The organism is Duganella violaceipulchra, assembly GCF_019166075.1.
Lineage (GTDB): Bacteria > Pseudomonadota > Gammaproteobacteria > Burkholderiales > Burkholderiaceae_D > Rugamonas > Rugamonas violaceipulchra.
This window is the reverse complement of record NZ_JAHTGR010000011.1, coordinates 211,241-223,201: the sequence shown is the minus strand read 5'-3', so window position 1 is coordinate 223,201 and position 11,961 is coordinate 211,241. Positions and strand designations below refer to the sequence as shown.

Annotated in this window: 9 protein-coding genes; 5 read left to right on the top strand and 4 right to left on the bottom strand. The window is 64.1% G+C overall.

The genetic code is table 11. The features are described from left to right. Nucleotides 1-7: 7 nt before the first annotated feature. Complete coding sequence (locus KVP70_RS21190) at nt 8-925, top strand: lipase secretion chaperone (RefSeq protein WP_217944151.1); 918 nt, start codon at nt 8-10, stop codon at nt 923-925. A 2-nt stretch (nt 926-927) separates the two neighbouring features. Here the strand turns inward: KVP70_RS21190 and KVP70_RS21185 are convergent, their stop codons facing one another. Together KVP70_RS21185 and KVP70_RS21180 are read right to left on the bottom strand one after the other, a co-directional pair. Continuing rightward, complete coding sequence (locus KVP70_RS21185) at nt 928-1,452, bottom strand: hypothetical protein (protein ID WP_217944149.1); 525 nt, start codon at nt 1,450-1,452, stop codon at nt 928-930. 136 nt (nt 1,453-1,588) lie between these two features. Continuing rightward, on the bottom strand, nt 1,589-3,346 hold the full coding sequence (locus KVP70_RS21180) for a methyl-accepting chemotaxis protein (RefSeq protein ID WP_217944147.1): 1,758 nt from the start codon (nt 3,344-3,346) through the stop codon (nt 1,589-1,591). Between the two features lie 166 nt (nt 3,347-3,512). Between KVP70_RS21180 and KVP70_RS21175 the strand changes: the two genes are divergently transcribed. After that, nucleotides 3,513-4,103, top strand: coding sequence for a DUF4337 domain-containing protein (locus KVP70_RS21175; protein ID WP_217944145.1), 591 nt, complete (start codon nt 3,513-3,515; stop codon nt 4,101-4,103). Nucleotides 4,104-4,119: 16 nt separating this feature from the next. On the opposite strand, the gene KVP70_RS21170 is transcribed toward KVP70_RS21175, so the two are convergent. Both KVP70_RS21170 and KVP70_RS21165 read right to left on the bottom strand, forming a co-directional pair. Beyond that, entirely contained in the window at nt 4,120-5,253 is a 1,134-nt protein-coding gene (locus KVP70_RS21170; protein WP_262311705.1) for a GGDEF domain-containing protein, read from the bottom strand. 120 nt (nt 5,254-5,373) lie between these two features. Continuing rightward, entirely contained in the window at nt 5,374-6,351 is a 978-nt protein-coding gene (locus tag KVP70_RS21165) for a choice-of-anchor A family protein (protein WP_217944144.1), read from the bottom strand. A gap of 209 nt (nt 6,352-6,560) precedes the next feature. On the opposite strand from KVP70_RS21165, the gene KVP70_RS21160 reads away from it, so the two are divergent. From KVP70_RS21160 to serB, 3 genes are all read left to right on the top strand, one after another. Beyond that, nucleotides 6,561-7,499, top strand: a complete 939-nt coding sequence (locus KVP70_RS21160; RefSeq protein WP_217944143.1) for a 5'-nucleotidase — start codon at nt 6,561-6,563, stop codon at nt 7,497-7,499. Nucleotides 7,500-7,591: 92 nt separating this feature from the next. Beyond that, nucleotides 7,592-11,044 carry a transcription-repair coupling factor gene (mfd, locus tag KVP70_RS21155; RefSeq protein WP_229224977.1) on the top strand — a complete coding sequence of 1,151 codons (3,453 nt, stop codon included), beginning with the start codon at nt 7,592-7,594 and terminating at the stop codon, nt 11,042-11,044. A gap of 71 nt (nt 11,045-11,115) precedes the next feature. Further along, the gene (gene serB / locus KVP70_RS21150) at nt 11,116-11,958 is read left to right on the top strand and encodes a phosphoserine phosphatase SerB (protein WP_217944140.1); all 843 of its coding nucleotides are present in this window, start codon (nt 11,116-11,118) and stop codon (nt 11,956-11,958) included. Nucleotides 11,959-11,961: the final 3 nt, after the last annotated feature.

The following is an 11,961-nucleotide window of genomic DNA, read 5'->3' as shown; positions in this document are numbered from 1 at the left end:
GCGCATGATGAGCACAAACGCGAAACTGCTGCGCTTCGGCGCGCTGGCCGCCGTGGTCGGCGCCGGCCTGTATCTGGCGCTGCCGCGCAGCGAGGCCCCACGGGCGCGCGCCGCCGATCCCAACTATTTTGCGTTTGTGCCATCGATGATCGGCACGCGGCCCGACGGCGACGTACGCCAGACCGCGGCCGACAAGCTGACCGTCAACGCGGAGCTGGCCTACCTGTTCGACTACTATCTGGCGGGACTGGGCGAGAAACCGCTGGAGGCGATCCGCGTCGAGATCGGCCGCGAGCTGGATCGCCGCCTGAGCACAGCGCCGGCGGCCCAGGCCAAGCGCCTGCTGGACGCCTACCTGGCCTACAAGCGCGCGCTGGTCGACGAGGAACGCGCCTTGCCCGCCACGCTGGATGTGGCGCAGGGTGCGCGTCTGCGGCTGGAGGCCATGCAGCGTTTGCGCCGCTCGTATTTCACCGTAGCCGAAGCCGAGGGACTGTTCAGCGCCAGCGACGCTTACGATCTGGACGCGGTGGCGCGGCTGGAAATCAACGCCGACAAAGGCTTGACCGATGCGCAGCGCAAGGAGCGTATCGCCGCGCTGGATGCGCGCATGCCGCAACAGGCGCGCGACGAACGCGATGCCCCGACCAAGGTGCTGAGGCTTGAGGAAGCCGTGGCGAAGGCGCGTGCGCAAGGCATGGGCGACAACGAGATCTACCGTCTGCGTTCCGCCGCGCTATCGCCGGAAGCGGCAGCCCGCCTGGCCGACGTCGACATCGAGGAAGCCGACTGGCGCCACCGCATCGCCGTCTATCTGGCGCAGAGCCAGCAGCTGGCTCCGGGTGCGGACCCGGCCTCGCTGCAGAAACTGCGCGACTCCATTTTCTCCGCCGACGAACGGAAGCGCCTCGCCGCTTACGAATGATTTCAGTGTACGTAGCGCGCGATGAAATAGACGCCGCCCATGAGCAAGGATGCAAAGCCGTAAAGCTTCCAGGTATGGCTCATCAGGGTCTTGTGAAGTTCGACCCGCTGCTCCACCATGGAAGCGGTCAAGTCTTCCCGTTGCATGGTAAGGGCAGCAGTCAAGTCTTCGCGCTGCTTGGTAAGGGCCGCAGTCAAGTCTTCGCGCTGCTTGGTAAGGGCCGCAGTCAAGTCTTCGCGCTGCTTGGCAAGGGCCGCAGTTAAGTCTTCGCGCTGCTTCGCCAGCGCGATGGTAAATTCCAGCTTGTGCTCGTATAAAACCGTCATGATGCGTTCGGTCGCCGCATGGATTTCCGCGCGCAGCGACTGCACGTCATCTTGGGTGGCAAAACTTGTCCGTATCACAGCCACATCAACCTCCACTGCCGCGATCCGTGTTTCCATCGCAGCAAAGCGAACTTCCGCTCTTCCATCATAGGCGGCATGGGGGACATTTTCAATAGGATCGGTATTACCAACGGAAGGCATGTTCGCACCTCGTGGCTACATGGTCGAGCTGCAAACGTAGCATCGACGACCTCCGCTACGATTGAGTCAGATCAAAAAAAGCGGCCCGAGGGCCGCTAGACTTTGCTGCTGCGCCAGAAAGTGGCTTACTTTTTTGTTAGAACGCTTCCCAGTCGTCGCCCGCCGCAGTGGCCAACTGGCGCACCGGGGACTTGGCCGCCGCGGCCTTCAACGCCGGACGCGCGGCCGGCGCCGCCATCGCAACCCGCACTGGCGCAGCCGCCACGCGGGTCTGCCGCCGCGCCATCGCCTGTCGCCCCGGCGCCGCTGCCTGGTCCAGCTTGAACACGCTGACCACTTCCGCCAGCGCAGCCGCCTGTTCCTGCAGCGAGGCCGCCGCCGCTGCCGCTTCCTCCACCAGCGCCGCGTTCTGCTGCGTCACCGTATCCATCTGGCCCACCGCCATATTGATCTGATCGATGCCCACGCTCTGCTCCTGCGTCGCCAGCGTGATCTCGCCCATGATGTCGGTCACGCGCTGCACGCTGGAGACGATTTCGCCCATCGTCGCCCCGGCCTCCGCCACCAGCTGGCTGCCCGCGCCGACCTTGTCGACCGAATCGCCGATCAATTCCTTGATCTCCTTGGCGGCCGTGGCCGAACGCTGCGCCAGGTTGCGCACCTCCGACGCCACCACCGCGAAGCCGCGTCCCTGCTCGCCCGCCCGCGCCGCCTCCACCGCCGCGTTCAGCGCCAGGATATTGGTCTGGAACGCGATGCCGTCGATCACGCTGATGATGTCGACGATCTTGGACGACGAGGCGTTGATCGACTCCATCGTGTCCACCACGCGCGACACCACATCACCGCCGCGCACCGCCACGCCGGACGCCGACGCCGCCAGCTGGTTGGCTTGGCGTGCGTTGTCCGCATTCTGCCGCACGGTCGATGTCAGCTCCTCCATCGACGACGCGGTCTCCTCCAGCGAACTGGCCTGCTCCTCGGTGCGCGAGGACAGGTCCAGGTTGCCGCTGGCGATCTGCGTCGACGCCGCCGCTATCGTCTCGGTCCCGCCGCGCACCTGGCCGACGATGCGTATCAGGCTGGCGTTCATATCCTTGAGCGCCTGCAGCAGCTGGCCGGTTTCCTCGGTGGTCCCGACCTCGATCCGGCTGGTCAGGTCGCCCGACGCCACGGTCTGCGCCACGCGCACCGCCTCATTGATCGGCGTCGTGATCGCCGCCGTGATGTAGGCCGCGCAGCCGATCGCCACCAGCGCCGCGATCACGCCGGACGCCACCATCGCCCATTCGGCGCGCGAGATCGCCGCCGCGCCCTCGTCCACACTGGTGGCCGCGATGTCCTCGTTGAGTTTTTCTATCTTCATCAGCGTCGCCTCGGCCTTCAGGAACAAGGGCCGCGACAGCTGATACTGCGCATAGAAATCGACAAACAAGTCCTTCTGCTTTTGCTCGTCCTTGTTGGCGGCCATGGCGCCGACGATGGCGCCGATCTTGTCGTCCACCGCTTTCCACGCGGCCCATTCGCCGGTGAACTGCTTCCACATCACCGCTTCCTCGGCCGTTTGCGGCAGCGGCTCGTAACGCTTCCAGCCGGTATCGATATTGGCCCAGGCTTTCCTGCGCAGCTCCTGCGCTTCGCCGAATTTATCCTGCGAGTGATAGTCGTTCTCGTAGACCGCCGTGTACAGCGTGGCCGCCGCCACCGCCGTCTGGCCCTCGCTCATCGTCAGCAATCCCTGGATCGATGGCAGCCGCACCACGCCGATTTCGGTGACGGCGCCGCCCACCTTGACGATGCCGGTGTAGCCCGCCGCGCCCACCACCAGCAACGCCAGCATCATGATCGCCACCAGCACGGCAAGCTTCCACTTGATGAGTAAATTCTTGAACATCCAGTACCTCTTGAAGTGGTTAAATCGGCGAGAGAATGTGTGACAATTCCCCCAAGGCACAATATGCTGCCCGTACATGTCAGCGTCAACCAGATTCGTTCGGTGTGTGGCGCCATGCGCACAGATGTAGGTTAAGCTTGCGGCTTTTACACCACCCCAAGCAAACATGGAACCACTAGACATCGTCGACACCCGGAACGACACCCCCGCCGGCGGCCGCAAGCTCAATGCCGCGGTCGCCATCACGGTGGCGCTGCTGGCCACCTTCATGGGCATCTGCAAGGTCAAGGACGACAACATCAACCAGGGCATGCAGCAGGCGCAGGCCAACCGGGTCGACCACTGGGCCTTCTACCAGGCCCGCAATGTGCGCGAGGAAGTCGCCAAGTCGACCGTCGTGCAGCTGCGCCTGGCCGCGGCGGGCAAGCCGGCGGTCGAGCAGGCCGCCTATCAGGAAGCGATCAGGCAGTACGAGAAAGTGGCCCAGGACCAGAACAGCAAAAAGGCCGAAGCCAAGGCCCAGGCCGAGCAGGACCAGAAAAGCTACGACGCCGCCAACTTCAGGGACGACCAGTTCGACCTGTCGGACGCGCTGCTGGCGATCGCCATCTCGCTGCTGGCGATCACCGCGCTGACCCAGTTGTGGGCGTTGTACTTCGCGGCGCTGGTGCCGACCGCGTTCGGTGTGCTGATGGGCTTATCGGGGCTGGCCGGCTGGGACTTCCACCCGGCGGCGCTGATCGCGCTGCTGTCCTGACGCCGGCGGCCGGCGTTCAGCCGCCGATCACGCGGTTGCGGCCGGTGCGCTTGGCCTCGTACATGGCGGCGTCGCCGGCCGAGATCAGGGCGATCAAGTCATAGCCATGCTGGTCCGAGGAGACCACGCCGACGCTGGCGGTGTAGCGCACCGACAGCGCATCGATCTCCACCAGTTCCAGCTCGATCCGCGCGCGCAGGCGCTCGGCCACCTTGGTCGCGGCCGCGAGATCGGAGCCGTCCAGCACCAGCACGAACTCCTCGCCGCCGAAGCGCGCCAGCAGGTCGTAGGGACGCAACTCCAGCTTCAGTATCCCCGCCAGATGGCGCAGCACCTCGTCGCCGACCGGATGGCCGTAGGTATCGTTGATGGTCTTGAAGAAGTCGACGTCGATCATGATCACGGCCAGGCTGCGGCGGCCGCGCTGCGCGCGCAGGGCCACCCGCTTGCCGTGGATTTCCAGGCCGGCCCGGTTCAGCGCCCCGGTCAGCGCATCGAGCGTCGACAGGCGCCGCAGCCGTTCGGCGTAGCGCCACATCACCATCAGTATCAGCCCGAATGCGATGCAGACCTGGGCCAGCGGTATCACCAGCATGCTCGCCCCCATCACCAGCGAACTGGGCACGTCGGCCGGGTCGCCGTGGAACAGCATGTGCACGCCGCGCAGGAACAGCGCCAGCCCCAGCACGGTAAAGCCGATCACGCTGATAATCACACCGCGCCAGCCGCCGTGGCGCGCGATGGTGACGGCGCACAGCCAGTTCAACAACGCAAAATAGAAACCGCTGAAGCACAACCGCGCCCGCAAGCTGGGCACGATCAAGCTGAAGTACGCGGAGACCAGCAGCGCCAGCACCGTGATGACGGCCACGCCGCGCCAGCTCAGCGTATCGGAACAATGCACGCGCAGGCCGCGCAACACCAGCCCCAGGCCGAAAGCGATCACGCCGTAGCCGACCACCATGCTCAGCACGACCGGCAAGCCGTCGAGGTTGGTCATGGCCAGGCCGACCGACACCAGCAGATTGCCCAGCGCCCACCAGCGCAATTCGGGCGGGCTGCCGGTGTAGCAGGCGGAGGCGACCAGCAGCGCCGTCGTCAACAGCGTGACGCAGACCTGTACCAACAATAGAGTGTCGAGATTGAGCACGCCGGATTCCGCCTGGTGGATGCCTCAATGTATCCCAGCGCACGGCCAGTGGCAATCGCACATGCAAAAAAGAAACAAAAAAAGCTGCCGAGGCAGCTTTTTTCGCGACGCCGGCCTTGATCAGGCCTTGCGGCGGCGTGCCACCACGCCCATCAGCGCCAGGCCGCCCAGCAACATGGCATAGGTTTCCGGTTCAGGAACCGGGGTGGCGACATAGCCCTTGAACGGCTCGTAGCCGATCTCGACCGCGCTGACCATGGCCCGGGCCACCACGCTGCCCTCCAGGTGGCCGGCGCCGGACAGCACGCCGTTGTTGGCCAGCACCGAGCCCCAGACGAAGGTGTTGATCTTGACGTCGGTGGCGTCGTTCAGGTTGAACAGCACGTTGGCGCGCAGGTGCTCCAGCAGGCCGTCCTGGCCGCCGCCGAAGACCACGTCGCCGGTGCCGGTGACGTTGATGACCACGGTGGCGCCGTCTTTCACGTTGCTCAGCGTCAGGTTGCTCAGGTTACGGGTGTTGACGTTGAACACTTGCAGGCCGGTCGTGTTGTTGCCCACCAGTTCGATGCCGCCGTTGGCGAAGTTGACCGTGCCGTTGGCGGCCTGGCTGTTCAGCGTGCTCGACAAGGCGGTCAGCTGGGTCTTGGCAGCGCCAAAGTCGGTGTAGGTCGAAATATCGGCCTTCTGCAGATTCAGGTAGGACGACGACGCGTTGGTGCTGCCGTACACGCCATAGCCATTGTAATTCTTGGTGTATTCGGTAATCGGGCCGATGGAGGCGTTGGTGTCCACATTGCTCAGCGGCGCGGCGTAGATGTCGCCGCCATTCAGGCGGACGTAGCTGCCCACGACCAGGCTGGGCGCGGTCACGCCGAACGGGGTGCGGTAGCCTATCGATGCGCCCGAGGTGATGGCGTAGCCGCCGACGGCCATGCGGCCTTCGATATCGGTGAAGTTGGTGGCATTACCATAGAAATAGGCGCTAAAGTCCGACGCCGGACCCAGGTTGAAACTTGGCGCCGCGGCTTGGGCGCTGCACAGGGCGGCCGCGCCCAGCACCAGCGGCAAAATACGGTGCATCAGAGTGGAAATGGTCATGGTATGTAATTGGTATGTTCGTTAAGAAACGGAGGAAACCCGCAAGCAAGGGCTGAATTATATCTCATTAACAACAAGAATAACATAATTGATAATGAAAATATGCATACTATATGACCAATACAGTACCAATAATATGCCGCACGCCATACGGGCGTATCGGTTAAAGTGATGCATATAGCAACCTTCAGCAACCCACCGACAAGACCATGGCCTATCCTATCGAGCACAAACTGGTGATCGGCATCGCCTCCAGCGCGCTGTTTGACCTGACCGAATCGCACAAGATCTACCTGGAAGGCGGCGCCGAGGAGTACCGCAAGTACCAGGAGCAGCATATCGACGTCATCCTCGGCAAGGGCGTGGCCTTCCCCTTCATCCGCCGCTTCCTCAACATCAACAAGCACTACGCCCAGTCGGCGCCGGTGGAAGTGGTGCTGATGTCGCGCAATTCACCGGAAACCGGGCTGCGGGTGATGAATTCCATCGCCCACTACGGGCTGGACATCTCGCGCGCCTGCTTCGTCACCGGCAAATCGCCATACAACTACCTGCCGGCCTTCAATACCTCTTTGTTCCTGAGCGCCAACGAGGAGGATGTCCGCAACGCGCTGGAGGCCAATTATCCGGCCGGCCTGGTGCTGCCTTCGCGTACAGAGGACGACGACGACGAGGAATTGCGGGTCGCCTTCGACTTCGACGGCGTGATCGCCGACGACGAATCGGAGACCGTCTTCAAGCGCAACAACGATGTCGACGAGTTCCATGCGCACGAGCGCGAGCGGGTCGCCATCCCCCACCAGCCCGGCCCGCTGGCCGACCTGTTCCAGAAACTGTCGCTGATGCAGCGGCTGGAGGAGCGCGCCCAGCGCCGCGATCCCTCGTATAAGCGCATCCTGCGCATCGCCATCATCACCGCCCGCAGCGCGCCGTCGCACGAGCGGGTGGTCACCACGCTGAAGAGCTGGGGCGTGTCCGCCAACGAGACGTTTTTCCTCGGCGGCATGGAAAAAGCCCGGGTGCTGGGCATCTTCAAGCCGCATATCTTCTTCGACGACCAGCTCAGCCACCTGAAGTCGGCCGGCGGCAACATACCGATGGTCCATGTACCGTTCGGCATAGCCAACCGGGTGCCCAGGCCGGAGTGAGCGGAGTTGGGAGCAGACCGGCGGGCCGGCGGTGCTTCGTCTATAATGTCGGCAGCGGCATTGCCCCTCTGGCGGTGCGCCTTAACCGTTGAATGTGTGTTGTGTCCCTGGTCTTAAAAAACTCCCTACCAAAACCCGGCACCCGCTTCGCCCTGCCTGCGCTGCACGGGTCGTCGGACGCCTACGCATTGGCGCTTGCCGCGCTCGAACTCAAATCCCAGGGCCAGATGCTGGCCGTGATCGTCGCCAACGCCAGCGACGGCCAACGCCTGCTGGACGAGATCCCATGGTTCGGCGGCGACCAGCTGCGCTGCCATTTGCTGCCGGACTGGGAAACCCTGCCCTACGACGCCTTCTCGCCGCACCAGGACCTGGTGTCCGAGCGCTTGGCCACGCTGCACGAAATCTCCAGCGGCCAGTGCGACGTGATGCTGGTGCCGGCCACCACCGCGCTGGTGCGCATGGCGCCGCCGTCCTTCCTGGCGGCCTACACCTTCTTCTTCAAAAAAGGCGAGTCGCTCGATGAAGCGCGCCTGAAGGCGCAGCTGACATTGGCCGGCTACACCAACGTGGCGCAGGTGATGTCGCCCGGCGAGTACTCGGTGCGCGGCGGCCTGATCGACCTGTTCCCGATGGGCTCCGCCCTGCCCTACCGGCTCGACCTGTTCGGCGACACCATCGAAACCATCCGCACCTTCGACGCCGATACCCAGCGTTCGCTGTACCCGGTCAACGAGGTGCGGCTGCTGCCCGGCCGCGAGTTCCCGATGGACGAAGCGGCGCGCACCACCTTCCGCAACCGCTGGCGCGAACAGTTCGAGGGCGACCCATCGCGCTCGGTGGTGTACAAGGACATCAAGAGCGGCATCGCCTCGGCCGGTATCGAGTACTACCTGCCGCTGTTCTTCGAAGAGACGGCCACGCTGTTCGACTACCTGCCGCAGGGCGCGGCGCTGGCCCTGGTGGGCGACATCGACGCCGCCATCAAGCGCTTCTGGACCGACACCGGCTCGCGCTACCGCTTCCTCAAGTCCGACCGCGACCGCCCCATCATGGCGCCGGAAGCCTTGTTCCTGTCGGACGAGCAGTTCTTCACGCTGGCCAAGCCCTACGGCCGCCTGGTGATCTCCAAGGACGCCGACGCTGGCGCCTCCGAGCTGTCTGCGCCGGTGCCCAACATTGCCGTCAACCGCCACAGCGAAGACCCGCTGACCAATCTGCGCGCCTACCTGCTACCGGCTGGCCGCCGCGTGATGATCTGCGCCGAGACCAACGGCCGCCGCGAAACGCTGCAGCAGTACTTCACCGAATACGACCTGGCGCTGACGCCGGTCGAGGGCTACGAGGGCTTCGCCACCTCCGCTGCGAAGCTGATGCTGGGCGTGGCCCCGCTGCACGCCGGCTTCGAACTGTCAACGCCCGACGAGAACCTGATTTTCATCACCGAGACCGAGCTGTATGCCGGCTCCGGCCGCCGCGTCGGCAAGAAGAAGCAGGAAGCCGTCACCCAGGTCGAATCGATGGTGCGCGACCTGTCGGAGCTGAAGATCGGCGATCCGGTGGTGCACATCAACCACGGCATCGGGCGCTACATGGGCCTGACCAGCATGGATCTGGGCGAAGGCGAGACCGAATTCCTGCACCTGGAATACGCCAAGGACACCAAGCTGTATGTGCCGGTCTCGCAGCTGCACGTGATCTCGCGCTATTCCGGCGCCTCGCCGGAGGACGCGCCGCTGCACGCGCTGGGTTCCGGCGCATGGGAAAAAGCCAAGCGCCGCGCCGCCGAACAGGTGCGCGACACCGCCGCCGAGCTATTGAATCTGTACGCCCGCCGCGCGCTGCGCCAGGGCCATTCGTTCGAGTACTCGGCGCATGACTACGAGCGCTTCGCCGACAGCTTCGGCTTCGACGAAACGCCCGACCAGCAGGAAGCAATCAACAACGTCATCAAGGATATGACCTCCGGCAAGCCGATGGACCGCCTGGTGTGCGGCGACGTCGGTTTCGGCAAGACCGAGGTGGCGCTGCGCGCGGCCTTCATCGCCGTCATGGGCGGCAAGCAGGTGGCGATCCTGGCGCCGACCACGCTGCTGGCCGAACAGCATGCGCAGACCTTCGCCGACCGCTTCGCCGACTGGCCGGTGCGCATCGCCGAAATGTCACGCTTCCGCACCGGCAAGGAGATCACGCAGGCGATCAAGGGCATGGCCGACGGCACGCTGGACATCGTCATCGGCACCCACAAACTGCTGTCGGACGACGTCAAGTTCACCCGCCTGGGCCTGGTCATCATCGACGAGGAACACCGTTTCGGCGTGCGCCAGAAGGAAACCCTGAAATCGCTGCGCGCCGAAGTCGACGTGCTGACCTTGACCGCCACGCCGATTCCGCGCACGCTGGGCATGGCGCTGGAAGGCCTGCGCGACTTCTCGGTCATCGCCACCGCGCCGCAAAAGCGCCTGGCGATCAAGACCTTCGTGCGCAGCGAGGGTGAATCCATCATCCGCGAAGCCTGCCTGCGCGAATTGAAGCGCGGCGGCCAGGTCTACTTCCTGCACAACGAGGTCGAGACCATCCAGAACCGCATGGCGATGCTGACCGAGTTGCTGCCGGAGGCGCGCATCGCCGTCGCCCACGGCCAGATGCACGAACGCGACCTGGAAAAAGTGATGCGCGACTTCGTGGCGCAGCGCTACAACATCCTGCTGTGCACCACGATCATTGAAACCGGCATCGACGTGCCGACCGCGAACACCATCATCATGCACCGCGCCGACAAGTTCGGCCTGGCGCAGCTGCACCAGCTGCGCGGCCGGGTCGGCCGTTCGCACCACCAGGCCTACGCCTACCTGCTGGTGACCGACGTGCAATCGCTGACCAAGCAGGCGCAGCGCCGCCTGGACGCGATCCAGCAGATGGAAGAACTGGGCAGCGGCTTCTATCTGGCGATGCACGACCTGGAGATCCGCGGCGCCGGCGAAGTCCTGGGCGACAACCAGTCCGGCGAGATGACCGAGATCGGCTTCCAGCTGTACTCGGACATGCTCAACGAGGCGGTACGCTCGCTCAAGGCCGGCAAGGAGCCGGACCTGGCGGCGCCGCTGGCCACCACCACCGAGATCAACCTGCACGTGCCGGCGTTGTTGCCGGCCGATTTCTGCGGCGATGTGCACGAACGGCTATCTATTTACAAGCGCATGGCCAACTGCAACGTCCAGGACAAGATCGACGACATGCAGGAAGAGATGATCGACCGTTTCGGCAAATTGCCGGACCCCGTCAAGGCCCTGATCGAAACCCACCGCCTGCGCATCGCCGCCAAAACCGTGGGCATCGTCAAGATAGACGCCCATGGCGAGGCGGCCACCTTGCAGTTCATGGCCAAGCCGCCGATCAACCCGATGCGCATCATCGAGCTGATACAGAAGAACCGCCAGATCAAGCTCAATGGCCAGGACAAACTGAAGATCACCGTCTCCATGCCCGACCTGGCGGCACGTGTCGCCCAGATCAAAGGTGCGATCAAACAGTTGACCGCGTGAGTCTAAACACGTAACTTGGGCGCTTAGCCCAAAAAACGCTATACGCATTTATGAAGACTGCAAAAAATACTATGAATCTTGTGCTGCAAGGGTTGGACGACTGCAAGGCCAGACTGGAACGCATCGCGGCGCTGACGGCGCCGAAGAACATCACCTGGTTGAATGAACGCGCGCTGCGCTGCGAAGGCATCAGCTTCTCGCCGGCGCTGCGCCAGACCATCGAAGTGGCGGCCCAGGCGGCCCAGCTGGACGCCACCTATTCCATCGGCATGCACAAGATGAGCGAATTCAAGCTCGTTGCGATGGACATGGATTCGACGCTGATCACCATCGAATGCATCGACGAAATCGCCGACATGCAGGGCCTCAAGCCGCAAGTGTCCGAGATCACCGAGGCGGCGATGCGTGGCGAGCTCGATTTCTCCGAGAGCCTGAAGCGCCGCGTGGCGCTGCTGGAGGGCCTGGAGGCATCGGCGCTGGAGCGTGTGTACGAGGAACGGCTGCAGCTGTCGCCGGGCGCCGAGGCGATGCTCAAGGCGGTGCAGCAGGCTGGATTGAAAACGCTGCTGGTGTCGGGCGGCTTCACCTACTTCACCTCGCGGTTGAAAGAGCGCCTGGGCCTGGACTACACCCACGCCAACGAGCTGGAAATCGTCGACGGCCGCCTGACCGGCCGCGTGGTGGGCGGCATCGTCGATGCCGAGGAAAAGAAAAACACCGTGGAACGCGTGTGCGCGGAGCTGGGCATCGAGCCGTCGCAAGCCATCGTCATGGGCGACGGCGCCAATGACTTGAAGATGATGAGCATCTCGGGCATGTCGGTGGCGTTCCGCGCCAAGCCGGTGGTGCGCGGGCAGGCCAACGTCGCGCTCAACTTCGTTGGCCTGGACGGCATCCTTCCGCTGCTGACCTGACAA